24 protein-coding genes and 1 pseudogene are annotated in these 26,584 nt (G+C 48.4%); 10 read left to right on the top strand and 15 right to left on the bottom strand.

All coding sequences use genetic code 11. The features are described 5' to 3' along the window. Positions 1–62: 62 nt before the first annotated feature. Together GN241_03700 and GN241_03695 are read left to right on the top strand one after the other, a co-directional pair. Entirely contained in the window at positions 63–779 is a 717-nt protein-coding gene (locus tag GN241_03700) for a hypothetical protein (protein ID XAT56540.1), read from the top strand. 292 nt (positions 780–1,071) lie between these two features. Further along, positions 1,072–2,703 (top strand): GMC family oxidoreductase, encoded by a 1,632-nt coding sequence (locus GN241_03695; GenBank protein ID XAT56539.1) that lies wholly within the window; start codon positions 1,072–1,074, stop codon positions 2,701–2,703. Positions 2,704–2,811: 108 nt separating this feature from the next. Here the strand turns inward: GN241_03695 and GN241_03690 are convergent, their stop codons facing one another. Continuing rightward, entirely contained in the window at positions 2,812–3,258 is a 447-nt protein-coding gene (locus tag GN241_03690) for a hypothetical protein (GenBank protein ID XAT59166.1), read from the bottom strand. Here GN241_03690 and GN241_03685 point away from each other — a divergent pair. The 4 genes and pseudogenes from GN241_03685 (at position 3,238) to GN241_03670 (ending at position 7,184) form a co-directional block, all read left to right on the top strand. After that, positions 3,238–3,792 (top strand): annotated as a pseudogene (locus tag GN241_03685) (SDR family NAD(P)-dependent oxidoreductase). The gene GN241_03690 and the pseudogene GN241_03685 sit on opposite strands and share 21 nt — an antisense overlap. Before the next feature lie 507 nt (positions 3,793–4,299). Continuing rightward, on the top strand, positions 4,300–4,860 hold the full coding sequence (locus GN241_03680) for a helix-turn-helix domain-containing protein (protein XAT59165.1): 561 nt from the start codon (positions 4,300–4,302) through the stop codon (positions 4,858–4,860). A 99-nt stretch (positions 4,861–4,959) separates the two neighbouring features. Further along, positions 4,960–6,144, top strand: a complete 1,185-nt coding sequence (locus GN241_03675) for a glycine C-acetyltransferase (protein XAT56538.1) — start codon at positions 4,960–4,962, stop codon at positions 6,142–6,144. Then, entirely contained in the window at positions 6,141–7,184 is a 1,044-nt protein-coding gene (locus GN241_03670; GenBank protein ID XAT56537.1) for an L-threonine 3-dehydrogenase, read from the top strand. The genes GN241_03675 and GN241_03670 overlap by 4 nt, the downstream gene beginning before the upstream one ends. A 90-nt stretch (positions 7,185–7,274) precedes the next feature. Here GN241_03670 and GN241_03665 read toward each other — a convergent pair whose 3' ends face one another. The 3 genes from GN241_03665 to GN241_03655 all read right to left on the bottom strand — a co-directional run bounded on the left by GN241_03665 (position 7,275) and on the right by GN241_03655 (position 10,670). After that, positions 7,275–8,516 (bottom strand): aminopeptidase, encoded by a 1,242-nt coding sequence (locus GN241_03665; protein ID XAT56536.1) that lies wholly within the window; start codon positions 8,514–8,516, stop codon positions 7,275–7,277. Positions 8,517–8,979: 463 nt separating this feature from the next. Further along, positions 8,980–9,957 (bottom strand): CoA ester lyase, encoded by a 978-nt coding sequence (locus GN241_03660; GenBank protein ID XAT56535.1) that lies wholly within the window; start codon positions 9,955–9,957, stop codon positions 8,980–8,982. Positions 9,958–10,067: 110 nt separating this feature from the next. Further along, entirely contained in the window at positions 10,068–10,670 is a 603-nt protein-coding gene (locus GN241_03655; protein XAT59164.1) for a response regulator, read from the bottom strand. 225 nt (positions 10,671–10,895) lie between these two features. Here GN241_03655 and GN241_03650 point away from each other — a divergent pair, with 225 nt between their 5' ends. From GN241_03650 to GN241_03635, 4 genes are read left to right on the top strand one after another with little or no spacing between them, the layout of a single operon-like run. Then, positions 10,896–12,143: an aminotransferase class V-fold PLP-dependent enzyme gene (locus GN241_03650; protein XAT56534.1), complete on the top strand. Its 1,248-nt coding sequence runs from the start codon at positions 10,896–10,898 to the stop codon at positions 12,141–12,143. 37 nt (positions 12,144–12,180) lie between these two features. After that, positions 12,181–13,380 carry a malate--CoA ligase subunit beta gene (locus GN241_03645; protein ID XAT56533.1) on the top strand — a complete coding sequence of 400 codons (1,200 nt, stop codon included), beginning with the start codon at positions 12,181–12,183 and terminating at the stop codon, positions 13,378–13,380. Next, positions 13,377–14,267, top strand: a complete 891-nt coding sequence (gene sucD / locus GN241_03640) for a succinate--CoA ligase subunit alpha (GenBank protein ID XAT56532.1) — start codon at positions 13,377–13,379, stop codon at positions 14,265–14,267. Before GN241_03645 ends, sucD begins: the two co-directional genes overlap by 4 nt. Further along, the gene (locus GN241_03635; protein XAT56531.1) at positions 14,267–15,259 is read left to right on the top strand and encodes a D-glycerate dehydrogenase; all 993 of its coding nucleotides are present in this window, start codon (positions 14,267–14,269) and stop codon (positions 15,257–15,259) included. Before sucD ends, GN241_03635 begins: the two co-directional genes overlap by 1 nt. Before the next feature lie 53 nt (positions 15,260–15,312). Here the strand turns inward: GN241_03635 and GN241_03630 are convergent, their stop codons facing one another. The 11 genes from GN241_03630 to GN241_03580 form a co-directional block, all read right to left on the bottom strand. Beyond that, positions 15,313–15,456 carry a hypothetical protein gene (locus GN241_03630; protein XAT56530.1) on the bottom strand — a complete coding sequence of 48 codons (144 nt, stop codon included), beginning with the start codon at positions 15,454–15,456 and terminating at the stop codon, positions 15,313–15,315. Between the two features lie 1,370 nt (positions 15,457–16,826). Further along, positions 16,827–17,237 (bottom strand): hypothetical protein, encoded by a 411-nt coding sequence (locus tag GN241_03625; protein ID XAT56529.1) that lies wholly within the window; start codon positions 17,235–17,237, stop codon positions 16,827–16,829. Further along, positions 17,238–17,819, bottom strand: coding sequence for a GFA family protein (locus GN241_03620; protein XAT56528.1), 582 nt, complete (start codon positions 17,817–17,819; stop codon positions 17,238–17,240). Positions 17,820–18,509: 690 nt separating this feature from the next. Then, entirely contained in the window at positions 18,510–19,655 is a 1,146-nt protein-coding gene (locus tag GN241_03615) for a biotin transporter BioY (protein XAT56527.1), read from the bottom strand. Beyond that, positions 19,642–20,037 (bottom strand): BlaI/MecI/CopY family transcriptional regulator, encoded by a 396-nt coding sequence (locus GN241_03610; GenBank protein ID XAT56526.1) that lies wholly within the window; start codon positions 20,035–20,037, stop codon positions 19,642–19,644. The genes GN241_03615 and GN241_03610 overlap by 14 nt, the downstream gene beginning before the upstream one ends. Positions 20,038–20,115: 78 nt before the next feature. Beyond that, positions 20,116–20,517 (bottom strand): hypothetical protein, encoded by a 402-nt coding sequence (locus GN241_03605; GenBank protein XAT56525.1) that lies wholly within the window; start codon positions 20,515–20,517, stop codon positions 20,116–20,118. Further along, on the bottom strand, positions 20,517–21,314 hold the full coding sequence (locus GN241_03600) for an ABC transporter permease subunit (GenBank protein ID XAT56524.1): 798 nt from the start codon (positions 21,312–21,314) through the stop codon (positions 20,517–20,519). Before GN241_03600 ends, GN241_03605 begins: the two co-directional genes overlap by 1 nt. Continuing rightward, positions 21,311–22,174: an ABC transporter permease subunit gene (locus tag GN241_03595; protein ID XAT56523.1), complete on the bottom strand. Its 864-nt coding sequence runs from the start codon at positions 22,172–22,174 to the stop codon at positions 21,311–21,313. Before GN241_03595 ends, GN241_03600 begins: the two co-directional genes overlap by 4 nt. Then, positions 22,171–23,244, bottom strand: a complete 1,074-nt coding sequence (locus GN241_03590) for an ATP-binding cassette domain-containing protein (protein ID XAT56522.1) — start codon at positions 23,242–23,244, stop codon at positions 22,171–22,173. Before GN241_03590 ends, GN241_03595 begins: the two co-directional genes overlap by 4 nt. Beyond that, complete coding sequence (locus tag GN241_03585) at positions 23,244–24,308, bottom strand: ATP-binding cassette domain-containing protein (protein XAT56521.1); 1,065 nt, start codon at positions 24,306–24,308, stop codon at positions 23,244–23,246. The genes GN241_03590 and GN241_03585 overlap by 1 nt, the downstream gene beginning before the upstream one ends. A 104-nt stretch (positions 24,309–24,412) precedes the next feature. Further along, entirely contained in the window at positions 24,413–26,146 is a 1,734-nt protein-coding gene (locus tag GN241_03580) for an extracellular solute-binding protein (protein ID XAT56520.1), read from the bottom strand. Between the last annotated feature and the right edge of the window lie 438 nt (positions 26,147–26,584).

The raw sequence follows: 26,584 nt of genomic DNA, 5'->3' as shown, positions 1-26,584 counted from the left end.
GCAAACTTTATTAAGATGCATAAACTCTGCGGTTCATAAGAGTCATCAATGGGTCAACTCGGATGCCTAAATCAGCCCCTTTATCCACGCGCATTGACAAAGCGCGGGTCACATCTGCGCCAGAGGTAGCAGCGCGCGCAAAGCGCGGCATCGAGGCCTATACGCAAACAATGGCCCAAAATGGCACCCCAATGGCAAATATCATAGAGAAATTGGCAGATGGAACGGTGGCGCAGGGCATAGGCCAGATCGGCCTATCTGCGCTGAACCCAAGCGGTTTGGCTTGCGCGAAAGGCTGCGCATTCTGCTGCATTTTGAAGGGCGAAGACGGGGGCACGATCACGGAAATTGAAGCAATCGAGATATATAAAGCGCTTTCTGTTTTGCAAGATGATCCAGATGGGCGCAATTGGGCACCTAAAGCCTGCCCATCGCTGGATCCAGAAACCCTTGCATGCCGGGCATATGAAGCACGCCCTGTCATTTGTAGATCTTACATTTCAACAAGCGTCAAAGCCTGTGAAAAAGCGATCAAAGGTGAGGTGGCAACCGGACAGGGCACGCTGCCCCCCTATCACACATATCTTGCGGCGCATGGAATAAGCCGGGCTGCGCTGAAAGGAACCAAACGCGTTTCGACTTATTCCTTGTTTGAACTCGCGTCTCAGGCGATCGACGGCGCATCGCTCGAAACCGCCTTGGCCAGATCCAAACATTCTGCTTCAGAGCTAGAGGCCGAGCTCAAACGCAGTAAACAAGATCTCTCCCGCGCAAGATAATTAAACTCCATGTACAACATGGCGAAATAGAGCGCTGCATTTGTGAATGCTTGGTATGGCAGGTTCAAGCAGCCTTTTAATCTGTTCCAAAATTAAAAATCGCAACCCTAAACTGCTGCTAAACCAGAAAACCGCTAACAAGATTTTAACCCGGCAAACACCACAAACTTGCTTTTCAAAGTTTTGACCCGCGCCAAAGCTCGAGTTTTAAAACTACTTCATTGAATGATTTGTTTCAAAATCTGCCAAAATTCGTATGATATATCTGCAACATTAGGCGATGGCGCATTATATGGCAGACAATGAAAACGAATATGATCACATTGTAATCGGAGGCGGCTCAAGCGGCTGCGTGGCAGCAGCCCGCCTCGTCTCGGAAGGCGGGCGCCGCGTGTTGTTGTTAGAGGCAGGGCATTCACATCGCCATCCATTATTAGACATGCCACCGGGTATTTTTAAGCTCATCAATGGCAGCAAATATATGACCTATCATCAGACGGTGCCGCAACCGCATTTGGCAAATCGTGTGCATGATATTCCACAAGGCAATGTGCTTGGAGGCGGCTCTTCCGTTAATACGCAATGCTATATCAGAGGTAGGCCGTCCGATTATGATGAATGGGATCGCATAGCGCGCGGTAGCAATGATGGGGCTGATTGGACCTGGGACATGGTGCTGAAGCATTTTACGCGGATGGAAAACAACAACCGCCTGCAAAATCATCTTCACGGTGTTGAAGGCCCCTTACTGGTGTCTGATCCTGGGCATGTTGATGCGATCTCAAGATGGTTTGTGCAAACGGTTCAGGAAAAAGGCGAACCCTTTAATCATGATTTCAATGGCGAGACGCAGCGCGGTGTGGGATTTTATCAATTTATGAACCGCAGCGGAAAGCGCAGCAGCGCTGCATATGCCTATCTTGCACCCTTAGCAAAAGAGTCCAGAATTACAGTTAAACTTCGCAGTAAAGTGAGCAAAATAAACATTGAAAACGGACACGCGCGCAGCGTCACATATGTTGATAAAGCCGGAGTCCAAAAAACAGCTTATTCGAATTCGGATATTATTTTAGCGGCTGGCGCTTTGATTTCGCCTAAATTGCTAATGTTGTCTGGTTTGGGCCCTGCCGATCATCTTGCATCGCATGGGATAAATCCGATATGCGATCTCCCCGGCATCGGCCAAAATTTAATTGATCACCCAGAAGTACCTGTTCTCTCTTTGGCAAACGGCCCTTTTGGTTACTACAAGCAAGCCAAGGGCTGGCGTATGTTGAGAAATAGTCTGCAATTTTTGCTGTTCGGGAGCGGCCCAATCACAACCACAGGCTTTGAAGCCGGTGCGTTCATCAACCCAACAGATCCTGACCAACCCCCGTCAATCCAGGCGTTTTGCGTACCCGCAGTATATTTAGACAGAGACCTTTTACAAGTTTTTGATGAGGATTATGGTGTCACCATTACCACCGTATTGATGAAGCCGAGATCGCGCGGAACCGTTGCATTGCGCTCATCCGATCCAAATGACATGCCCCTCGTCTCACCGAATTTACTTAAAGATCCAAGAGACATGAACATAATGATCGACGGCCAGCGTTATTTTCGCGACGTGTTACAATCCGGGCAGCTTGGAAAGCGCATTAAAACTATTATTGCGCCCGCCGGACCAGATTTAAGCGATGCGGCAATGGCCGCGCATTGCCGAAAATTCGTCAAAACAAATTATCATCCAAGCGGGACTGCGCGTATGGGGGCCCATGATGATCCACTTGCTGTTTTAGACAGTCGGTTGTCCGTGCGCGGCATCGAAAATCTGAGAGTCTGCGATATGTCAGCTGTGCCGAACATTACGGCCGGCAATACAAATGCGGCCGCAATGATGCTGGGCGATCGCTGTGCAGATTTTATAATGGGCACAACTTAAAAGAAAAAAGACTTGCACCTTATTGAACAGATTTAATGCCGTAATAAGCGCGTTGGAACTTCCTATATTCTTCGTTAAAGCTGTCCGATAGTGAATAATCCGCCTCAATCACCTCACTGATCTGCAGCGCGCCCATTGCCTCTTCGCTGTCATACTCACCGCAGGCAACCATCCCAAGGCGAACCGGCCAAAGTGCAGCCCCGAATTCACCCTGTCTGGGCACCTCAAAAGGCACGCCAAGCACGGTGGCAACCAACTCCGACGTCCGACATCAAGCCACAATGTGCCCGCGCTATCAGACATATCAGCAATATATTCGCCGGTAAGGTAAAAATTCAAAAAACCAGCGGGCAAAACAAGCTTTGCAACTTGAGCGCAGATTTCAGGTTCATTTTCGCGCACCCAAACCAGCTTGGGCGCTGTAAACCCCAAAAATACAATATTGCCCGAAGGGTCTCGTATTCTTTTATGTGCATCAAGTTTGGCGGTTTGATGGTTTGATCGGGTGTCATTCCACAAAATGCACAGGTGTAAATCGATTTTCTGAATAGCGATAGTTGCGACTGCCTGCTTTCCGGTATTTTACAAAAGCTGGCCAATTGGACATTTTTCATGCAAATGGCGCCTCTTATATCGGCGGCGACTTAACCAAAATAAAAAACTCCACCGCGATAGATCAAATGCTCAATCTTAACCTCACCGCCATCATCCAAAATGTTCATAAGGTGAGGTCAGACATGATTGACCGCGGCACGGGCGATATTGTAGCCACCGCTTGAGTTACAGACCATTTCCCGATTCCATAGGAACCTGTTTATTCCGCGTCAAAAATGGGAAATTAAGTCTTTTATACAGACGCTGCGCCGCCAGCTTTTCAAATATGGTATGCGCGTTGGCTCTGTCTCACCAGGGCCAGTGGTCAACGCGTTGCTAGCCGGTTGGCCAGAAGAAAACCTAAAGAAAGCAAAAGAGAATGGCAGCTTGATCGATCCAAGCGAAGTTGCCAATGCCATCCTCTACATGCTGACGCGCCCGCGCACTGTTACGATCCGCGACATGGTGATTCTACCAACGCAATTTGATATTTAAGCAGACCGTCTTAGCAGGTTTTTATTCAAGGGATATCACGGTTCCTGACCAGAGCGGTCGATATAACCGAACCTCTCGATCTTCAAGCTGGGCGCCAAAGCCTGAATTTGTGGTATTCTTCCGCGCTCTCATTTTGGGCTTTATGCCTTGGTAAAATTTAAGCCCGCTTGGCGGCCCGACCATACGCTCACGTAAAGGCGTTCTGGCAAACCTCAAGTAGCTTAATAAATACGCCGCAAAGCGCCAGCTTTGCCCGTTGCGCTGAGTTCTCAGTAGATTAGGTTCTGCAGCCCCTGCAATATATTTGCGCAGATCCGTAGGATCTATAACGCTCAGAATACGAACAAAGCCTTTGCGGCTAGATTATTCGCGTAAGCCTGCTTTCTTTACAAAAATAGAGGTGGAAAAGCGTTAAATTTTAGGATGAACGATCTCGGCCTGGATAAAAGAACCGGAAATGAAAGTTTTCAGTATTGCCGCGAAATATCGTTTTTTGCTATATCCGTTATTATGGAAAATCTTGACACAATATTATCTTTTTTGCCAATGCGTTTAAAAAAGGCACGCCGTGCCAAAGGATTATCGCTTGACGCCGTGGCCAAACTATCTGGTGTCTCGCGCAGCATGGTCAGTCAGATCGAGCGCGGCGAGTCTTCGCCAACGATTTCAACCTTGTGGAATTTGACCAAAGCGCTGCAAGTAGATTTCGCCGGACTGCTTGAAGATGATCAGGAAAGCCGCATGGAAATTCTGCGCAGCAATGATGTCCCAACGATCGAGAATCATGGCAATGGGTGCTCTATCCGTATTCTCTCACCCCCCGAAGGTGCTGGGCGGCATGAAGTCTATGAGTTGCGATTTAGCGCTGGCGGGGCGTTGGACAGCCTGCCTCACGCGCAAGGAACGCGCGAACATCTAACGGTCATTGAAGGGCAGTTAAAGGTGACCAGTGGCGAGGCTGCCGAACAAGTATTCAAAGGTGACACCGCGCGCTACGCGGCGGATGTTGCGCATAATATCAGCGCTGATAGCGCTGCGTGCGCATTTTTGGTGGTGCATGGGAGTTGAGATTTCTTTCTTTACGGATTTTTATCCAATTTAACATAAATCCAATATTGCGGAATAATTTCTAATATGATATCCTCCATGCATAGAGAGGACGCTAAAATGACCGCATTTTTAAATCACATAACGGAAACCCTTTCGCATATTGATGCGGAGGGAATGATGAAGCGCGAGCGTCTTATCTCCTCACCTCAAGCTGGAAAAATTACAGCAAACGGTAAGTCAGTGATCAACCTCTGCGCCAATAACTATCTTGGATTGGCGGATCATCCTGACCTGATTGCCGCAGCAATAAACGCCATGGGCTCCAAAGGGTTTGGAATGGCCTCTGTTCGGTTTATCTGTGGTACGCAAGATTTGCACCGTGAATTGGAAAAGCAGCTCGCCCGTTACTTGAATAAGGATGACTCGATCCTATTTGCAACCTGCTTTGACGCAAATGCGGGAGTGTTTGAGCCCCTGCTCGGGCCAGAGGATGCGATCATTTCGGACGCGCTAAACCACGCTTCAATCATTGATGGCATAAGATTGTGCAAAGCCAGACGCTATCGTTATGCAAATTCTGATATGGCGGATCTTGACGCGCAATTGAAAGAAGCGAAATCGGATGGCGCTCGCTTTATAATGATCGCCACAGATGGCGTATTCAGCATGGATGGAACGCTTGCAAAGCTTCCCGAAATCACCAAGTTGGCGGAAAGATACGGCGCAGTTGTGATGGTGGATGATTGCCACGCCACAGGTTTTATGGGCCCAAAGGGGGAAGGCACCGCTGTGCATTTTGGCGTTGAGGTCGATCTTATAACCGGCACGCTTGGGAAAGCCCTTGGCGGTGCGATTGGTGGCTACATTGCTGGATCGCAACCCGTCATCGATCTGCTGCGCCAACGCGCGCGCCCCTATCTATTTTCCAATTCTCTGCCACCCTCAATCGTAGCAGCAGGCATTGAGGCCGTTCGACTGGTTGCAAAGGGCGATGCCTTGCGTGCACAACTTTTTGAAAACGCTGCCTATTGGCGCGCCGGTTTGACCCGCTTGGGCTTTGATCTGCTGCCGGGCGAACACCCTATCATTCCCGTAATGTTGGGAGAGGCGCATCTGGCGCAGGATATGGCCGCCGAGCTGTTTGAAGAAGGGGTCTATGTCAGTGGCTTCTTCTATCCCGTTGTGCCTCGAGGCCAAGCCCGAATTCGCACACAAATGAACGCTGCCCTGACAAAAAATGATCTCGAGCATGCATTAGGCGCGTTTGAGCACGCTGGCAAAGCGGTTGGAGCGTTAAAATGATCTCTGAAATGAGCGCATTGATTAAAGCCCACGCCTGCGAGGGCCTATGGCTACAAACGGCTCCAGTCCCGGAGATCCAAGCGGATGACGTGTTGATACGTATCCATAAAACGGGCATTTGCGGCACGGATATCCATATTTGGAACTGGGATGAATGGGCCCAAAAAACAGTTCCGGTTCCTTTGATCACCGGCCATGAATTTGCCGGAGAAATCGTTGAGATTGGGCGTAACGTCCGAGGGCTAAATTTAGGGCAAAGATGCAGCGGTGAAGGCCACCTTATCGGTAAACAATCGCGTCAAAGCCGCGCCGGTAAATTTCACCTCGATCCGGAAACACGCGGCATCGGCGTAAACGAGCAGGGCGCGTTTGCAAAATACCTGCGTCTGCCTGCATTCAACGTTGTACCTTTGCCAGATGACATCAGCGACGATATCGGCGCGATCCTAGATCCTTTGGGCAATGCCGTTCACACAGCCTTGTCGTTTGATCTGTTGGGCGAAGATGTGCTGATCACCGGCGCAGGGCCGATTGGTATCATGGCGGCGGCGATCGCACGGCATGCAGGGGCGCGCAATGTGGTGATCACAGATATAAATCAAAACCGTCTTGATCTTGCGGCAACACTCGCAGACGTGGTTCCCGTAAATGTGAGTAAACACGATCTGTCTGACATTCAGGCCCATTTAAAGATTGCGCAGGGCTTTGATATTGGGCTTGAAATGTCCGGCAATCAGATCGCTCTCACTCAGATGATTGAAGCGCTGGTGATGGGTGGGCGTATTGCTCTTCTTGGAATTCCACCTGGCAAAAGTTCTGTGGATTGGAGCCGCATTGTGTTTAAGGCCATCACGATCAAGGGTATCTATGGGCGCGAGATATTTGAGACCTGGTATAAAATGATTGCCATGCTGCAAAACGGATTGGACGTGTCTGGAATTATTACGCACCGGTTTAAAATGAAAGACTACGCCAAAGGATTTGCCACAATGAAATCTGGGCAATCAGGCAAGGTTGTGTTGGATTGGCGGGATTGCTGACGCGCTCAACCTTGCCTGCTGTATTCGCTTTTGGTTCAGAGCGCCTTGCCGCTTCGCTTTGGCTTTACAGGCACATGTTCTAACGCCCCCCTAGGCCCACTCACCGTTTCTAAAGACAGGGGTGGGATTATTCGCGCCATCAAGGCCATCTATATTCATGGATTGAGATCCGATCATCCAATCAACATGGATCATGCTGCTATTACCGCCCCGCTCAATAACCTCATCATTGGATAATTTATCGCCCTGCTGAAAACATTTTGAATAACATTGGCCAAGAGCAATATGGCAAGCGGCATTTTCATCAAAAAGCGTATTATAAAAAAGAAGGTTGCTTTGTGATATCGGCGACCCATGGGGCACCAAAGCCACCTCGCCAAGGCGGCGCGCCCCTTCATCGGTATCAAGAAGCTTCAAAAACACGTCTTCACCCTTGGAGGCGCTGGCTTTTGTTATAACACCATCTTTAAAAGTAACCGAGATATCTTCGATTAACGTGCCTTGATGCGAGAGCGGTTTGGTGGACCTCACATACCCGTTCACCTTCAACGCATGTGGGGTAGTAAACACTTCTTCTGACGGAATATTCGGATTACAGGTCACCCCGTTTCGGGCGGTGGATGCGCCTCCCATCCATTCGTGACCATCTGCCAGACCCACGGTAAGATCCGTTCCCTCCCCATAAAAATGAAGCGCCGCAAAGTTTTTTTTGTTGAGCCACTCGGTGCGTGCGCGCAAGTTTTTGTTATGCACCGCCCACGCTTCATTCGGGTCTGATGTATTCACCCGTGACGCCTTAAAGATAGCCTCTGCCAGAGCAATTTGTGCATCCGCATCGCTCATCTGCGGGAAAACAAGCTTTGCCCACTGCAGGCCGGGCCAGGCTATAATATTCCAGTTGATATCAAAGCGCGTAATTCTTTCTCGAAGCGGCGATGAGGCTTTCGACATCGCTTGGTTGGCCCGGCCCACATGTTCTGGATTTTGCCCAGAAAGCAGCATTGGATCTTCACCAACCACAGCAAGCCGTGCGGTATTTTTATCGAATGCAGCAGCCATTCCTTCAAAAAGCCAATCCGTCGTTTTGTCAAAAGACTCGGGGGCTGCGTGTTGATATCGGGCAAGGGTAATTTCCGGATCAGTATAAAAAGGGGTGACGAGCCCAGCCCCTGCTTTATAGGCATGATGCGCAAGACGTCTAACCAATGGCGCCGCTTCCATTGGAGCGGTTATCAACAGGTCTTGGCCCGGCTGCAGAGCAACCCCTGTTTTAATCGACAGCGCTGCAAGCTTATCGAGCGCCTGATTTTCATCCCAATTCATTTTTGTCATAACCCTCGCCCTTTCACCATTTAACCCCGCGCTGATAATGCAAGTTTCTCAAGGATGATCAACCGCTGCGAAATAGTTTCGCGCCTTCTTTGACCGCGTCTTTTCCAATCTTAGCGCAAATAAACATGATCTGCGGGTGATTGATAAAATGATTTAAGCTTTGCGCGTTGAGAGGTGACACGTCTGGGGCGGCGCTGCGTTGTACGTTTACACAGCTTTGATTGCTCTTCGTTCTCCCCCCGTCAGATCGGTGCCAAGGGCTTTGACGCAAAGCAAAGCATTGATTTTCAGGCGCGCAAGCAATTGGGAAACCCGCCACCGCTGGCCTTTGTGACCTCCAATTGCCACAGCCCCGCCGCGCTAGACTCCCCTGAAAAAGAACGCATTCATCACCGGTCTCGCCGCGCAGCCTCAAGGCTGGCGCTGCATGCCAGGTTTTGCGTGGCTATACCGATTTTGCGCCTTAGCCTGCGGCGATCTGTTTGGCTTTTTCAACCAAGACTTCGGCCTGACGGATCGAGGCATAATCGATCAGACGACCGTCAAGGGAAACCGCCCCCTTTCCACTGGCTTCAGCTTCTGCCATGGCATCCAAAATTCGGTTGGCGCGGGTGATCTCTGCTTCAGAGGGGCTCATAACTTCATTGGCCAATGCAATCTGACTTGGATGGATCGCCCATTTGCCTTCGCATCCCAAAACAGCAGCCCGTTTTGCAGCCGCGCGATAGCCGTCAGCATCTTGAAAATCGCCAAACGGGCCATCAATCGGGCGCAAGCCATTTGCCCGGGCGGCAACCACCATGCGCGCTAAAGCATAATGCCACATATCACCCCAATGCACGTTTCGGGATCCGTCTTGTGCCGGGTCAGTAAGCACCGAGTAATCCGGATTAACGCCCCCAATTATGGTCGTACGCGCACGCGTCGAGGCGGCGTAATCCGCCACGCCGAAATGCAGGCTTTCATTGCGCTTTGAGGCGGCGGCGATTTCGGATACGTTTTGCATGCCCAATGCCGTTTCAATTATATGCTCAAACCCAATACGTTTCTTATAGCCTTTCGCATCTTCAATCTGCGTGACCATCATATCAACCGCATAGACATCCGCAGCCGTTCCAACTTTTGGTATCATAATCAAATCCAACCGTTCGCCAGCTTGTTCAACTATATCCACCACATCGCGATACATGTAATGAGTGTCCAATCCGTTGATCCGGATTGACATCGTTTTACGCCCCCAATCAATCTCATTTAAAGCCGCAATAATATTTTTACGCGCCTGCTCTTTTTCATCCGGAGCCACCGCATCTTCGAGGTCAAGAAAAATAACATCTACATCAGATTTTGCAGCTTTTTCAAACATTTGAGCTTGTGACCCGGGCACAGCCAGTTCAGATCGATTCAGCCGCGCCGGAGCTTGTTCAACAGGAAAAAAAGACATGGTTCGAAACCTTTCGTTGTGAAATATTATTCCAATTATGGTTCAATAAGTGTAAAAAAATTACCCTGTCAATTAAAAATTAATCAAACGACCTTGGATAACTTTTGAAACTATTCGTCTATTTTAGATCGAGACACATAGTAGTGTGCGATCGCCTGCGCGCGATTGTTCACACCCAATTTGTCAAAAATATTCGACATATGAAATTTAACGGTATTAATCGAAAGTTCCAATCGGCTGGCAAGTTGCTTATTTGTCAAACCCTCTGCAAGCGAGTCAAGAATAAGCCTTTCCTTGCGAGATAAGGTGGTGATCGGATCGTTGCGCAGTTCTCGAATATCCAGGAACGGAAACACCATTTTGCCCGCCGCAACTTCAATGCATGTTTGCACCAGCGCGTCTATCGGTGCAGATCTTGAAACGAACGCGGCGGCCCCTGCCGCCATTGCTTGCCGGGGAATATCGCTGTCTTTATCATCGCCATAGATCAAGATCCGCGGCGGCGCGTTTTGGCTGCGCAAAACATCAATCAGTTTCGCCGCTCCCAAATCTCGTATGGTCCAGTCAATCACGCAAATCTGCACGTCGATGCGCAAAATAACCGCCAGAAAGCTTTCTGATGTGCCGCTGGTTGCCACCAATGAAAAACGATCATCATCTTCGAAGACTTCCGACATGGCGGAAAGCACCAACGGGTTTCCATCCGCAATCATTATATCGATTGGTCGCTCTTGTTCAGTCAACATAGTCTTCTCTTCCCTGAATTTACCACCCGTTTGGCGTTAAAATCAAAGCTTTAATCTAAATACAGTTATTATGGGTAGCTTATTTCCCATACTATTAGATGTCCAAAGGCAGGAAGTACTGATGTTTGTTTCCATTGTCAAACAAAATACTTTGCCCCCAACGCAATGCGAATCGGTTCTTTAGGAGGCATCATGTTAGAGACCCAAATTTTCAAAAAGTTAGAAATCCCAAATACAATCGCAGCGGGGCCCGGACCAGGAAATACCGACGAGCGCGTTCTGGCCGCCTATGCGGGCGCCGGGCTTGCAGACCATATGCATGCAGATGTGTTGCGCGGGATGGTCGAATGTAAAAAGATGTTGCGTCAGGTCTGGGGAACGCAAAACGTACATACTTTTGGCGTTGCTGGAACCGGATGGAGCGGTCTTGACATGATGTTCAGCGGCGTGCAGCCGGGCGATAAAGTGGTGATGTTCGTCAATGGAACCTTTTCAGGGATTGACGGATTAACAGCGCGGATGCGCGCCGCAACCGCCGAAGAGCTTGCGCAAAATCCGCTAGACCCTCAAGCTGCATCGGTATTTGTGGTAACCATCGAGCATGGAACCTCAGTGAGCAGTGATGTGATTGAAGCGGCATTACAAGAACATAAACCTAAATGGGCGGCTATGGCGCATTGGGAAACCGGATCTGGGCGGATCAATGATCTTGAGGGGTTCAGTGCCGCCTGTGAAAAATATAACGTACTGGGCCTTGTAGATGCAGTGTCATCTTTGGGGGTTGGAGCCTTCCGGATTGATGATTATCCGGGCATCCATGGATGGGCTTCTTGTCCGCAAAAAGGTTTGTCATGTTTGCCCTTGACCTATGCGCCTGTCTCATTCTCGGACAGATTCATTGAAACGCTCAATACCACCGGCACGCGCAGCTTTGTACATCATCCAGTGATGGAAGCCCGTCACTGGGCAATTATAGAGGGAAAAGATGTTGAAAAAGGCACCTATCATCGCACCCATTCCGCTTATGCCGTGGCCGCGTTTCATGAAGCGCTTCGGATCACGCTGAGCCAAGGTTTGACAGCCCGCGCGCAGGAATACGCCTATCACGAAGCAGCTTTGCGTATCGCGGTTGAAGCGATGGGCTGCGAGGTGACCTCGAACATGACATCATTGGTTGTGTTAAACCTGCCAAAGGCTTTGGCAGGGCGCGAAATGGAGCTTGTGCAACATTGCCGGGCGCAAAATTTTGGAATATGGCCCACGCTTTCTGAGCCAGTGCAAGTGCGTATTGGCATTTTAAACCTACTCTCGCAATCCGCAGTAACTGATATCGTGTTGCGTTTTGCGCAGGCGATCCGGGATTTGGGTGGCGAAGTGAATGATGCGCGCGTGATGGCGGCACTGGATGAATCCTATAAGCCAGCAGTCGCCGCCGAATAACACCCCACTCTGTTGCCCCAGTCTTAAGGAAAAGATCATGGATATCCACGAATACCAAGCGAAAGAAATCTTGGCAAATTTCGGCGTGGACATACCGCCGGGCGCTTTGGCGTATAGCCCAGAGCAAGCCGCCTATCGCGCCCGCGAATTGGGGGGCGAGTGTTGGGTTGTAAAAGCTCAGGTACATGCGGGCGGTCGCGGAAAAGCCGGTGGCGTAAAGCTTTGCCGCAGCGATAATGAGATCTTCACAATCTGTGAATCTTTGTTCGGTCATAAACTTGTGACGCATCAAACGGGCGCCGAGGGCAAAGGCATTTACCGCGTCTATGTCGAAGCGGCAGTGCCTATCGAACGTGAGATCTATCTGGGCCTCGTTTTGGATCGCACCTCGCAACGGGTCATGATTGTTGCATCTGCCGAGGGCGGTATGGAAATCGAAGACATTTCTGCGGAGCGGCCAGACAGTATCGTGCGGGCGACTGTAGAACCAGCCGTTGGCTTGCAGGATTTTCAATGCCGTCAGATAGCATTTAAATTGGGGATCGATCCGGCGCTGACGCAGAGCATGGTGCGCACCCTGAAAGGCGCTTATCGGGCCTTTCGGGAATATGACGCGACAATGGTCGAAATAAACCCTTTGGTGATTACGGGGGATAACCGCATTTTGGCCTTAGATGCGAAGATGACCTTTGATGACAATGCCCTTTTTCGTCACCCAAATATCAGCGAATTACGGGATAAAAGCCAAGAGGATCCCCGCGAAAGCCGAGCCGCAGATCGAGGCTTAAGCTATGTCGGGCTTGAAGGGAATATCGGCTGTATCGTCAATGGCGCGGGTTTGGCCATGGCCACGATGGATACCATCAAATTGGCGGGGGGTGAGCCGGCGAATTTTCTAGATATTGGTGGAGGCGCTACGCCCGAACGGGTGACCAAAGCCTTTCGACTGGTCTTATCGGACAACAATGTTCAGGCGGTGCTGGTGAATATATTCGCTGGCATCAACCGCTGCGACTGGGTCGCGGAAGGCGTCGTGCAAGCCTTACGGCAAGTCAGTGTAAACGTGCCCGTGATTGTCAGATTGGCGGGAACAAACGTGGAAGCAGGGCAAAAAATACTTGCAAAATCGGGGCTTCCGATCATTCGCGCAACAACTTTGAATGAGGCTGCCGAACGCTCCGTTGCTGCCTGGAAAAGCGGCAATTCGGATTTAAAAAAATTGAGGGCCGTCACATGAGTATTCTTATCGATCAAGGTACCCGCGTCATCGTTCAGGGCATTACCGGAAAAATGGCACGTTTTCATACGGCTGATATGCTGGCCTATGGCACCAATGTGGTGGGGGGCGTCGTGCCCGGAAAAGGTGGTCAAACCGTTGAGGGGCTGCCGGTTTTTGACACCGTAGAAGAGGCCGTTGCGCAAACAGATGCAGAAGCCAGTTTGGTCTTTGTACCCCCCCCCTTTGCCGCTGACAGCATAATGGAAGCCGCAGATGCTGGCATTAAATACTGCGTTTGCATCACCGATGGCATCCCTGCGCAAGATATGATTCAGGTCAAACGGTATATGTATCGATATCCCAAAGATCGGCGGATGGTCCTGACAGGGCCAAATTGCGCCGGCACAATCAGCCCTGGCAAGGCTTTATTGGGGATCATGCCCGGCCATATCTACCTACCGGGTCATGTTGGCATCATCGGGCGCTCTGGCACCCTGGGATATGAGGCTGCGGCGCAGCTAAAAGCCCATGGTATAGGAGTATCTACATCGGTTGGGATTGGCGGAGATCCGATTAACGGATCTTCATTTAAAGACCTATTGCAGCGCTTTGAGGAAGATGATGACACGCATATCATTTGCATGATCGGCGAAATTGGTGGGCCACAAGAAGCCGAAGCAGCGGCCTATATCCGCGACAATGTGAAAAAACCAGTCGTGGCATATGTGGCGGGTTTAACCGCGCCGAAAGGGCGCACGATGGGCCATGCGGGGGCAATAATCTCGGCCTTTGGCGAAAGCGCAAGTGAAAAAGTTGAAATCCTGTCTGCGGCGGGCGTTACGGTTGCCCCTAATCCCGCGGTTATCGGTGATACAATCGCAGATGTTTTGAAAGAGGTCGCGTGATGAGTGGAGGCTTAATCGTGAATAAAAAACCACGCGTTTTGGTAACGCGGCGTTGGCCATCGGCAATCGAAAGCAAATTATCGGTGGAATTTGACGCTGTATTCAACCGCTCAGACACCCCCCTTAGCGCAACCGATTTTCGTCAGGCGTTTTCGGATTTTGATGCAATTTTGCCAACGGTTACCGATAAATTGGGCCCCGAAGTGCTGGATATGGCGCAGGCGCGCACAAAAATATTGGCAAATTACGGTGTTGGCTATAGCCATATTGATATCCATGCGACCCAGAAATTGGGAATAACCGTCACGAATACCCCCGATGTTTTGTCAGATTGCACCGCAGATCTTGCGATGACGCTTTTGTTGATGGTTGCGCGGCGGGCCGGCGAGGGCGAGCGTGAAATCCGCTCTGGCAATTGGTCAGGTTGGCGCCCCACGCATATGATGGGGTCTAAGGTGACAGGAAAGACATTGGGAATTGTCGGCTTTGGCCGCATCGGACAGGCGATGGCGCAGCGCGCGCATCATGGCTTTGGGATGAAGATCGTGGTGCATAATCGCTCTCCGATTAAACAGGCGATTCTCAAACGGTATAATGCCACGCAAGTTGCGACGCTTGATGATTTATTGCCGCAAAGCGATTTTGTGTCCCTGCATTGTCCGGGCGGCGCTGAAAACCGCCATCTGATGAATAACCGCAGGCTCGAATTGATGAAGCCAGAGGCTTTTTTAATAAATACGGCCAGAGGAGAGGTGATCGATGAATATGCGCTCGCGCAATCGCTGATGTTTGGATGTATCGGCGGCGCAGGGTTGGATGTTTATCAAGGCGAACCAAAAATTTCATCCCATTTATTACAATGCGATAATTTGGTCGTACTTCCCCATTTAGGCAGTGCCTCAACCGAGACCCGCAACGAGATGGGAAATAGAGTGTTTCAAAATCTGATAGAATTCTTCAACGGCCGCGAACCTCTGGACAAAGTTGCTTAAAAGCTTTCAGGCGTGATCATTCAATTTAATCTATCAAGATAGAGTGCACCTGCTTATTTGAATTGCTCATAGCTGCGTTTTGCGCCCACATACCCAAGATCGGCAAAGAAGCGATCGCAACCAAAACGCAGCGCAAGCCGGTTCACGACAAGCACGTCTCGAATGGCCTCGGCCTCCTTGTCGAAGATTGCGTGCATGGCTTAGGTGCCCAGAGATTGTCTTGCCAAAAAGGTTTCGATTTCCAACGAATAGACGGCGCCGGGGATTCAAAAAATCAATTTCGAATCAGCTTGGAACTATCGAATTTCATATCCAGATTGTGCAATGGAAAACCTTTGCTACCATTCTCTCAACATTCTTCTAAAAATCCGACTTCGGCCGGGCGAAACAAGCAAAAGTGGTGACGATAAACGTTTCGCCTTTGCGCGCAAGCTCCTGCCTTTTCGAATTAACAATACTTGGCAGACACGCTCGATATTTCTTGAGAAAAAGTTTTTTCAGATGCGTTAAAGGTGAGCTTCGTTATTTGTCTATCTGGGGGTATTTCTGATGGCCAAACGCAATACGAGCATAGCCAATCAACGCAAGGAATTGCCTCTATCAATAGTCTGGCGGGTGAATGATAAAAATTGAGTGATAAGTTACTGTCACGCTAGCGATAGAGCATTCAAACTGCACCATGTTGCGCAGTATTTTCTTCAACCATAGTAGAAATTTGAGTGCACCTTATATGCTAGAGTTGCCTCAACGAAATCTGAACCGATCTCAAAAGCTATGTTGCAAACGGATAAAACATCCAAAAACATCACATAAAAATTTAAACCCAAGGAAACTTAATACTGTCGTAATCTGCACATAAAATTTAAGAAATAGCATTTATGTAGATTGGCCAGATTGGTGGTAATGGTCCTGCAGCAACTGATTTTTTTATCTGAGTTTAATACAGAAATTTGAAGCTGCGGATGCGAAACTGGACATGAGGATCGTTCATGCAGACGCTTCTACACTGATGAAAAACTTGATGCGTGATAATAAGGATGCACAAGCCGAGATATATGAAGGGTTAACCCAAAGACCAAAGCAAGCAGGTACAGATTGCATTGCCATCCCTTCAATTGCAGGTCACTTTTGCATTAAAAACTTTAAAGTGAAGTCGAGTCTTCCATCGTAAACATGCTATTTTGCATTCAAAAAGAGGTTAGAGAACGCGGCTATAATAAAATGGAAGTTTTGAGCACTTAACCTGTGATGAAAACCAAGTTTTATTCAGACATAACATCGGTAGAAGTCATCCTGCCTGAAGAAACCCCATTTGAAAATATGCATAAAGCATAGGTGGATATGGCAAAATTGGGTTCTGCGAAAGACGCACAAAAAGGTCTTTAACGCAACAAGCAACCAATTCATTCACAAAATTAAGGCAGAGGCAATTTCGTTACGTAGCGCGGATCTGGCATTGGTTTATCATGCACGCAATGTAGAATTTAAACGCGTAGATCATGCTGAAATTCAGGCGCAAAAGCTATTTGACTTTCATCAGAAATAGTTTCTTCTCCAGTGAATATTATCACTTGGGTGGCGGTGTTTTCTCAAAACTTGGAACATCTTTGGGTATGATGTGATACGGTTGTTGATCAATGCAAAAAATTGCTGCCTTCGGACTAAACCAAGAGTGATCGTCCAATGTGCCAATTTTTAAAACCAACATGCCCGGTCGAGGAGGGCTTTTGACACAGATATGCGTGCCACAATTTCCGCAAAAATACCTGATCCGCGGGGATTCTAGATCACGCCTTGAAAATGTTTTCAGTTCCCCCTTTGTGACACGAAACGTTTCTTCCAAAATTACGATAGAGGCATTTGCTTCACCGCCTGAAAGATAGCGGCATTCTCTGCAATGGCAGAGCAATTGAGACTGTATCGGATCCTCAAACTCAAACCGAATATCTCCACAATAACATTTTCCAGTATGGATCATCTAACCACCTTTTCTGCGTTTGGGTTCTTCAATTTTTGGGTCGTAATATGCAATTGTTTCATGGGTATCTTTTGCAATTATGTCTCCCACGAAATGTGCTTTGGAACGGGTGAATGCTTCTCTGTCTAATTCAAACCAAAATGTGGGTGGATCAAGCGTGCCTGCGGTTACCCCGGTTAATCCTGCTCTTACTTCTAGTTTGATAAAGACAGTTGTCGCGCAGGTATCGCAAAAGAATGTTTTCCACTGCGTACCACTTTCGCTCGTAAAGCTGTATTCCTTAGCTTTACCTGCGGTGATTTTAACGTTTTCATCTTTAAAATACGCCAGCGTGCCAAATGCTGATCCCGTTCGAAGTTGACAATATCGGCAATGGCATACGGCACCAATTTCAGGGTTTCCCATCACTGTATATCTTAGATCACCACAAAGACATCCGCCGCTATGTTCTGACATCGCAAAACCCCTCTTGGTCCAAAATTGCTTGGCCGAATACTCTGTTACACTGGGGATCATCCTAACCACTTTAATTGCAAGTTGAACACCCAGTTCTGCTGTGGGGCGGTTAAAACTATTCCGCATTTGTAACGTGAATTTTATATTATACCTTATACAGCACCATATTCATGCAGAGAGGTCTTCCGTCGGTCACCCCATAGTTGACTTTTTGACGCGCAGAAATTTCGGAAATCAATTCTCTAAATTCAGGATCACCTTCTAAATCATCAAGGTCCATAAATGACAGCAGATTAAAAACGGTTTCTTCCTAACCTGTTATGAGGGTGAACTTACCTTTTATGCTCTGGAAGTTCTGCAGCAGTTTCCCAATCTTTTCATCTATGATTGGTTGAGATAGGGCGACTGTTCATCTTTTTTTGTGTGAGACAGAGGCCTGCCATATTTAAAAGAGACGCTGCTGCATCTGTGTTGTTACTTGAACTCAAACAGTTGCCGACCAGGAACGCTCTTTATGAAAGCTCTTCAGAATTCCAATACCCTTTGACCACCGACAGGCGGGGAATGCGTGTATATCCAGATTACATGGAGGTGATTGGTATATAAAATGTCTTCTCCCTAGTTAAAGAAGAGAGATAATTGTGGAGGCAATACAGGTAAAAACAAAAAGTCTTCAGGGAATTTTACTAGAAAACTTTGTAAAAAATATCAGTCAAACTGCATTGAGTCAGCAGCGTCAAGCTTTTTGGACGGCTTTCAGGCCTGTTTGTGATCCGTGCATTTGAAAGCGGCTATCTTGACGCTAACGGGCGCCGCCTAATTCCAAGCACCCAGAGTGCTTGATTGAGAATTTATTTGATCTAACCGCTCTAAATTAACGATTGTAGATAGCATGAGCCTATCTTGACTCCAATCTCCTGAACGCTGGATCGCCACTGCACATAACAGCACAGACGCCACAAGCGGCACAATGAAACAGAGGGTCAAAATACGCGAGCGCCGCAGATGATTGGCATGAAGAAGCGACACGACTCGCTGTTCTAAAAAGCTTTTTCTACCTTCTCGCCAAGACAAACGATCTGCCGTTACCAAGGTGACCTTTGGAAACGCAATCAAAAAGCTGCGATCTTTGCGCAGGCTTCTTTGACAAACAGAGAGCAAAGTTTCGCAATAAGAAACGATATCAACCCGACCTTTTCTAAGCACTTCGCTGTCACAGCTTAATTCGCGCAAATGTTCAACTTGCCGCTTCCAGGCGTGATATGCTGGGTTCCAAAAAAAGATTGGTTTTAAAACTTCGAGTAAAATCTCCCATTCGATATCGCCTTGCCGCAAATGCTGTAGCTCATGTGCCAAAGATACTTTCATCTCATCCTTTTGGCCAAGCATATGGGACGGGATCACAATATAATAATTTCGCAAACCACGCGTTGAGAAAGGCACCAATATCCTGTCAGATAAACCGATTTTTATCCGCCCCAACTTACGCCACGCGTGGCTTTGACGCACTATTCTGTAAAGACAAAATGCTGAAAAAATCAGCCTCCAGACAGAGATCGCACACCCCAATAGAAACACAGCAATTATGCTTGACGCGCCCCATCCGACAGCGTTTGCTACATTTTCAGTCAAGGTGCCCCGGACTGCCAAAAGACGCTCTAGATCGGCCGCTTTCATATCAAATCCACCGCTTAAGTAATGCGAGACAATTTGATCCGAAAGATTGAATTTTAAATGCGCGGTAAACCCTTGTGTTTGCAGAGCATTCAACGTTAAAATCAAAGCGGGAGAAATAAGAACGGCCAAGAATAAGGCGTTCAACAGTTTCAAATGGCTTCGATAAGCATGCTGTAAGCCAAAGGTTTGCAATAGATAGCGACAGATCCACCACCCCGAAAATGCCACCAAAATCAGAATATTTAATGTGATGAACACATCTAAAATAGCACTAATCGATATCATTTTTTAACCTCTTATCCACAAGTTCACGGATTTGAGACAAGGCTTCTTCTGTCAGAGATTCGTCATTCACCAAACGTGCAACCAAAGAAGCAGGCGCATCGTCAAACAGTTTGGTGGACAGATCTTTTAGCGAGCGCGCTTGATAAGCATGTTTTGCCAAAGCCGGTTGATAAACATGGCTTTTGCCCTCTTTGCGGCTGGTAACAAATTCTTTTTGCTCTAAAATCCGAAGGATTGTTGCTGCGGATGTATAGGCCAAATCACGCTCATTCGGCAGTTTGTCCAGCACATCGCGCACGGTGGCTTCCCCTAGGGCCCAAAGCTTGTTCATAAATTCCAACTCAACTTCAGTCAGAAATTCATGTTTTTTCTTTTCTCTCATTAAATTCGGTCCTCGGGCTATGTACGCCTTGCTTCTAAATCAGTAAACACGAAACATCATTAATTCCAAAGTGAAATTTCAAACTTTCCAAAAACAGAAAACCATCCACCCAATACTTATCGCCACTGGCCACCATAATGGTTGCCCCATCAGGCCAAGCCACGCCAAAAAGATATAAGCTGCCCCCAATAACGAAATAAACAATCTATCACCGCGCGTGGTCGTTAAACCCAAGACACCGCGCCGCTCATCGCCACCCGGTCGGCGTATTTCCAAAACAGTGATCACTGCCATCGCTGAAAAGATTCCGCAAAATAATAGAAATGTGGCCGGTGTCCATGCCATCCAAAAATCTGGCCATAATGGGTCCGTCCAAGAAAGCCCAACCTCTTCTTTTTTTGCCGCCACTTTTCCCCAACCAGAGGCTAGCGCTTGATTCAATGGCAAGGCCAAGAATATGAATAAAAGAAAACGAAACATCACACCCTTCCCAGGGCAAAACCCTTAGCAATGTAATTGCGTACAAAATAGATAACGATTGCCCCCGGAATGATGGTCAGCGTTCCGGCCGCCGCCAGCAAACCCAATTCATATCCGGCAGAAGAAGCCGTTTTGGTCATCGTTGCCGCAATAGGCTTTGCCGCAACGGCAGTCAGCGTTTTGGCCAATAAAAGCTCGACCCATGAAAACATGAAGCAAAAGAAGGCAGCAACGCCAACTCCAGCTTTGATTGTTGGTAAAAAGATAGAGATAAAAAACCGCGGAAAAGAATACCCGTCAACATAAGCGGTTTCATCAAGCTCTTTTGGAACCCCCCCCATAAAGCCTTCTAAAATCCAAACCGCTAAGGGGATATTGAACAAGCAATGCGCCAGCGCAACGGCCAAATGGGTATCAAATAAACCAACCGAGGAATAAAGCTGAAAAAATGGTAGGGCGAATACAGCCGCCGGAGCCATACGATTTGTCAGCAACCAAAAAAACAATTGTTTGTCACCTAAGAACCGATAGCGCGAAAAAGCATAGGCCGCAGGCAGCGCCACGCTGACGGAAATAACTGTATTGAGCGATACATATAGGATCGAATTATAATAGCCCCAATACCAAGTTGGATCGGTGAAAATGACACGGTAATTGTCAAAGGTTAATGTTTGCGGGAACAGGCTAAACCCAGACAGAATCTCGCCCGTGGTTTTAAAGCTCATCGCCACCAACCAATAAATAGGCAACATCAGAAACAGAATATAGATAATCGGAATTAATGACCGTTTTCTCATTTTCGATCATCCTTTGTCATCAAAGTGTAGAACAGCCAGCTCACCAACAAGGTGATGGCGAAATATATTAAAGACATTGCCGCCGCAGGGCCCAGATCAAACTGACCAAGCGCTATTTTCACCAAATCGATCGACAGCAAGGTGGTTGAATTGCCCGGTCCACCACCGGTTAAGACGAAAGGTTCCGTGTAAATATTGAAGCTGTCCATGAAGCGCAGAAGAATGGCGATGGTCAACACCGTCTTCATTTTTGGCAATTGAATATAGCGAAACACTTTCCAAGGTGATGCAGCATCGATTTTAGCCGCTTGATAATAGGCGTCGGGAATAGAGACCAACCCAGCATAAGATAAAAGCACCACAAGCGAGGTCCAATGCCAAACATCCATCACAATAATGGTTACCCATGCCGCAAAGGGATTTTGCGTCATATCATAGGTGATGCCCAAAACATTGTTCATCAAATATCCCAAAAGGCCGATTTCAGGCAGGGTAAAAATATTCCACATGGCCCCAACCACATTCCATGGGATCAACATCGGCAACGCCATCATGACCAAGCAAACCGAAACCCAGATCCCCTGGCGCGGCATAGAAAGTGCAATGATAATGCCCAAAGGCACTTCAATAATTAAAATTGAGGCTGTGAATAAGAATTGCCGCCCCAACGCGGCTTGGAAACGCTCAGAGCGCAAGATTTGTTCAAACCAATCTACGCCCTGCCAAAAAAATACATTGTTTCCAAAGGTTTCTTGCACCGAATAATTCACAACCGTCATGATTGGAACCAACGCATTAAAGGCAACCAGCAATAAAACAGGCAAAACAAAAAACCATGCTTTCTGATTTTCAGTTTTCATGCCTGTGCCTCCGATGCGATCCAACCATCCCGATAAAGCCGCGTTTGATCTTGACGAAATGCCAAATTTACCCAATCGCCTTTCGCGGGCATCTGACCTGCACCAACGGCTTTGACATGACTGGAACCTACAACAACTTCTACGATGGAATGACGCCCAACATCAGAAACTTTATGAACTTGGCCCCGAATGCCCTGATCGTCAAAGGAAATAAATTCCGGACGTATTCCCAATTGAAGCTGGCCGCCTGATCCAATTACAGGGCCTTCCAACGCCATCACATGGTTTTCAAAAAGCACATCGCCATCTTTTAGCGTGACCGGCAGGATATTCATGCCCGGCGATCCGATGAAATGCCCTACGAAAACATGTTGTGGACGTTCGAATAATTCCACCGGGGATCCGATTTGTACAACCTCGCCCTCTTGCATCACAACCACTTGATCGGCAAAGGTCAAAGCTTCCGTCTGATCATGCGTAACATAAATCATCGTGGCCCCAACCCGCTGGTGCAGTTCTTTAAGTTTGGACCGTAATTTCCACTTCAAATGAGGATCAATGACGGTCAGAGGCTCATCAAACATCACCACATTCACATCTTCGCGCACCAACCCGCGCCCCATAGATACTTTTTGCTTATTATCGGGAGATAAATTTGACGCCCGGATATCGAGCATGTCTTCAACCTCTAACAAGGCGGCAATTTGCTCCACCCGGCTGACGATTTTTTCTTCATCGACGCCGCGATTGCGCAGCGGAAAAGCAAAGTTTTCGCGCACCGTCATCGTGTCATAAATGACTGGGAATTGAAAAACCTGCGCAATATTGCGTTGATCAGGTGGCAGATCGGTCACATCGCGATCGTCGAATAAAATGCGCCCCGATGAAGGTTTTAACAACCCCGAAATTATATTCAGCAAGGTGGATTTGCCGCATCCCGACGGCCCCAACAGCGCATAGGCGCCACCGTCTTGCCAATCAAGGTCGATTTCTTTAAGCGCATAATCCTGAATATTTGCAGGGTGAGGCAAATAAGAATGGCGCAATTTGGACAGCGTTATTTTGGCCATCAAGCAACAAGCCTCCCATCCGGGTCGAAGTAAAACGCTTGGCTCACATCCATGAAAAATTCATGCTCCTGACCCACATGATAGCGATAGACACCATGGGCAAGAGACACCCAGCTATCCGCCCCCATTTGGAAATGCGCACTGGAATCCGAGCCTGACAACTCTGTTACCAAAACGCGCCCTGGAACGGCGATGCTTTGCGCATCTTGGGCCGTAGGGGTGACGTGGTGGGGGCGAATTGCCATTGTGTAAGTACCATCGGGTAAAACTGCCGCATCTCCGCTTAGCGGCCAACTGGGGCCTTCATCGATTTGCGCCAAAGTGCCTTTTTTAACCACAAGGGCCGTGTTGATTGGAGGGTCGGAAAAGACCCGAGCTGCGGCAAGGCTTTGCGGAGAACGGTAAATTTCCGCCGTCGGACCGAATTGGGTTGTAACCCCATCATCCATAAGCACCGTCTTTCCACCCAACAGCAACGCCTCTTCTGGCTCAGAAGTCGCATATACCACCACAGCTCCGCGGCCGGCGAATAATTCAGGCAACTGTTCGCGCAGTTCTTCGCGCAACTTATAATCCAGATTTGCAAGCGGTTCGTCTAAAAACACCGTGCGGCTTTCCTTGGCAATGGCGCGCGCCAAAGCGCAGCGCTGTTGTTGGCCTCCGCTTAATTCATGGGGCCGGCGCGCCAACATTGGGCGCAGCTGTAAAATATCCGCCGCCTCTTCCACACGCCCAGCGATTTCTGACTTGGCCATACCCGCCACGCGCAGCGGAGATGCGATATTGTCAAAAACGGTCATATGGGGGTAATTCACAAAGAACTCATGCACCAAACTGATATTTCGCTTTTGCGTTGACAGCTTTGAAACATCTTCTCCATTCATCAATATTTGACCCGTTGCCAAAGGGTCCAAACCCGCCATCAATTTGATCATCGAGGTCTTTCCAGATCCTGTCTGACCAAGAAGTACGTTAAAGTGACCCGGTTCAAAAAGCAGCGATGTTGGTTTGATATGGGTGATCCCGCGGATCACTTTACTCGCCCCTCTGAGCTCTAAGGTCATTGGTTATCTTTCTGAATTCGATGTCTGTGTATCATTATGAAATGGCCAGAGCTTGGCAACAGCTCTGGCCTGAACCGGCCCCATTTAGGTGGGGCCAAGCCATGTTACTTATTCCAACGGGCTACGAGTTCATCATAGTTTACCGTCTGGCCTTGTGGTTTTTCGTTGTCCAGCTTCGCTTTCGCGCCGCCTTTACCCAACCACACAGATGGATCTTGCTCTTCATTCAACCGAGGACCACATCCACCATAGACATTGGCAGCTTCATCAGCAGCTTGCATCCGTGCCATGGTGATATCCATTTCTTCGGCCAAGCGATCCATCGCTTCTTGTGGCGTAAACGCGCCTGAGTTCACGTCTCCGATTTGCTGCCACCAAATTTGGGCCAGCTTTGGATAATCAGGAACGTTGATCCCTGTGGGTGACCAAGCGACGCGATCCGGTGAGCGATAGAATTCGACCAAGCCCCCCAGTTTCGGAGCCCGCTCAGTGAAAGAGGCATGATTAACCGAGCTGTCGCGGGTGAATGTCAGACCAACATGTGATTTTTTCACATCAACAGTTTTTGACGTCACGAATTGGGCGTAAAGCCAGGCTGCTTGCGCACGCTCAGATGGGGTGGATTTCAAGAATGTCCAAGATCCCACATCTTGATAGCCCACCTTTTGGCCTTTTTCCCAGTATGGGCCATGCGGAGAAGGTGCCATCCGCCACAAGGGGTTCCCGTCGCTGTCAACCGTGTTATTGCCTTCTGACCGTGGCTTCACCATATCGGCCGTAAACGCTGTATACCAGAAAATCTGCTGGGCCACATTGCCTTGCGCCAAGGCTGGCAAAGATTGGTAGAAATCGTAGGATGCAGCACCGGGAGGGGCATAGTTGCGCAGCCACTCATCCCATTTGCGGATCGCATATACCGCCGCTGGGCCGTTTGCCGCCCCGCCACGTGATACAGAGGCACCGGCAGGGTTACACGATCCCGCTTCCATGCGAATGCCCCATTCATCAATTGGCACACCGTTCGGCTCACCTTTGGAACCGGTACCCGCCATTGACAGCCACGCATCCGTCATCCGCCAACCAAGATCTGGCGCGCGTTTACCGTAATCCATATGGCCATAAATAGCGACGCCATCCACTTCTTTCACATCATTTGAAAAGAAATCGGCAATGTCTTCATAGGCAGACCAGTTTACTGGAACACCCAGCTCATACCCGTATTTTGCTTTAAACGCCGCTTTGTTATCGGCATCGTCAAACCAATCCTTGCGGAACCAGTACAAGTTGGCAAATTGCTGGTCGGGCAATTGATACAAATTGCCATCGGGACCCGTGGTGAATTGAATTCCCATAAAATCGTCTAGATCAAGCGTGGGTGAGGTTGTTGCAGCCCAGTCGCCGGCCATTTGTTCCGTTAAGTTATACGCCAATTGCAAACGTGAATGGGTTCCAATCAAATCAGAATCGTTCACATACCCATCATAAAGGTTGCGCTGCGTTTGCATCTGCGTTTGCACCGCTTGCACCACTTCACCTTCGCCCAGAATCTGGTGGTTCACCTTAATTCCAGTAATCTCTTCGAACGCCTTGGTCAGCACTTCACTTTCATATCCATGGGTTGGAATGCCCTCGGATAAAACATTTACTTCCATGCCACTATAAGGCTTTGACGCTTCGATAAACCAGTTCATTTCTGCCATTTGCTCGTCTTTTGACAAGGTCGATGGCTGGAATTCTTGGTTGATCCATTTCTGGGCTGCTGCCTGATCGGCAATAGCAGTCCCATGCCCTGCAATGACAGCCAAAGCCGCCGTTGCAGAGAGTAAATACTTACGCATAGTATATCCTCCCGAAAAATTTATAACCGGTCTTTGCCGGATATCGATATCGTAATATTATGGAAATATAACTGTCAAACTAAAAATTTAGTAGATTTAAAATAAAATTTAAATCAATAAAAAACAATAACTTAATTGGTTAATCTTCAAAGTTTTTTTAACTCTGCTTGGAAAATCAAAACAAATGAGTCGTCCGGTCACAACAATTGCCTACCCTATGAGCCCGCGATGCTCAGAACTGGGAAGGCGCTCACTCATACGTATCTTTGTTTTAGCAAAGCGCGGCAGTCAACCATACAAAACCTTAGCTGAAACCAACTGTTCAGATTCTAAACGAGACGAAGCTTAACGATGGTTTTGCCAAGCCATGAGCTGTAAAATCGCAATCCAACCCGGCTTTTAAAAGCACTTTGGAAAAACGTGTGAATGTTCATCAAG

It is taken from the genome of Rhodobacteraceae bacterium IMCC1335 (genome assembly GCA_039640495.1).
Classification (GTDB): domain Bacteria; phylum Pseudomonadota; class Alphaproteobacteria; order Rhodobacterales; family Rhodobacteraceae; genus Thalassovivens.
The sequence above is the reverse complement of the archived record's forward strand: the minus strand, read 5'-3'. Positions and strand labels throughout refer to the sequence as shown.

What these genes read in the sequence shown, in the direction of transcription:
- GN241_03615 (XAT56527.1), bottom strand. Translation starts at nt 19,655, where the DNA reads ATGATATCGATTAGTGCTATTTTAGATGTGTTCATCACATTAAATATT.
- GN241_03650 (XAT56534.1), top strand. Translation starts at nt 10,896, where the DNA reads ATGTTAGAGACCCAAATTTTCAAAAAGTTAGAAATCCCAAATACAATC.
- GN241_03600 (XAT56524.1), bottom strand. Translation starts at nt 21,314, where the DNA reads ATGAGAAAACGGTCATTAATTCCGATTATCTATATTCTGTTTCTGATG.
- GN241_03620 (XAT56528.1), bottom strand. Translation starts at nt 17,819, where the DNA reads ATGCGGAATAGTTTTAACCGCCCCACAGCAGAACTGGGTGTTCAACTT.
- GN241_03675 (XAT56538.1), top strand. Translation starts at nt 4,960, where the DNA reads ATGACCGCATTTTTAAATCACATAACGGAAACCCTTTCGCATATTGAT.
- GN241_03635 (XAT56531.1), top strand. Translation starts at nt 14,267, where the DNA reads ATGAGTGGAGGCTTAATCGTGAATAAAAAACCACGCGTTTTGGTAACG.
- GN241_03655 (XAT59164.1), bottom strand. Translation starts at nt 10,670, where the DNA reads ATGATTGCGGATGGAAACCCGTTGGTGCTTTCCGCCATGTCGGAAGTC.
- sucD (XAT56532.1), top strand. Translation starts at nt 13,377, where the DNA reads ATGAGTATTCTTATCGATCAAGGTACCCGCGTCATCGTTCAGGGCATT.
- GN241_03645 (XAT56533.1), top strand. Translation starts at nt 12,181, where the DNA reads ATGGATATCCACGAATACCAAGCGAAAGAAATCTTGGCAAATTTCGGC.
- GN241_03585 (XAT56521.1), bottom strand. Translation starts at nt 24,308, where the DNA reads ATGACCTTAGAGCTCAGAGGGGCGAGTAAAGTGATCCGCGGGATCACC.
- GN241_03695 (XAT56539.1), top strand. Translation starts at nt 1,072, where the DNA reads ATGGCAGACAATGAAAACGAATATGATCACATTGTAATCGGAGGCGGC.
- GN241_03660 (XAT56535.1), bottom strand. Translation starts at nt 9,957, where the DNA reads ATGTCTTTTTTTCCTGTTGAACAAGCTCCGGCGCGGCTGAATCGATCT.
- GN241_03700 (XAT56540.1), top strand. Translation starts at nt 63, where the DNA reads ATGCCTAAATCAGCCCCTTTATCCACGCGCATTGACAAAGCGCGGGTC.
- GN241_03605 (XAT56525.1), bottom strand. Translation starts at nt 20,517, where the DNA reads ATGTTTCGTTTTCTTTTATTCATATTCTTGGCCTTGCCATTGAATCAA.
- GN241_03665 (XAT56536.1), bottom strand. Translation starts at nt 8,516, where the DNA reads ATGACAAAAATGAATTGGGATGAAAATCAGGCGCTCGATAAGCTTGCA.
- GN241_03670 (XAT56537.1), top strand. Translation starts at nt 6,141, where the DNA reads ATGATCTCTGAAATGAGCGCATTGATTAAAGCCCACGCCTGCGAGGGC.
- GN241_03610 (XAT56526.1), bottom strand. Translation starts at nt 20,037, where the DNA reads ATGAGAGAAAAGAAAAAACATGAATTTCTGACTGAAGTTGAGTTGGAA.
- GN241_03590 (XAT56522.1), bottom strand. Translation starts at nt 23,244, where the DNA reads ATGGCCAAAATAACGCTGTCCAAATTGCGCCATTCTTATTTGCCTCAC.
- GN241_03595 (XAT56523.1), bottom strand. Translation starts at nt 22,174, where the DNA reads ATGAAAACTGAAAATCAGAAAGCATGGTTTTTTGTTTTGCCTGTTTTA.
- GN241_03630 (XAT56530.1), bottom strand. Translation starts at nt 15,456, where the DNA reads ATGCACGCAATCTTCGACAAGGAGGCCGAGGCCATTCGAGACGTGCTT.
- GN241_03625 (XAT56529.1), bottom strand. Translation starts at nt 17,237, where the DNA reads ATGATCCATACTGGAAAATGTTATTGTGGAGATATTCGGTTTGAGTTT.
- GN241_03580 (XAT56520.1), bottom strand. Translation starts at nt 26,146, where the DNA reads ATGCGTAAGTATTTACTCTCTGCAACGGCGGCTTTGGCTGTCATTGCA.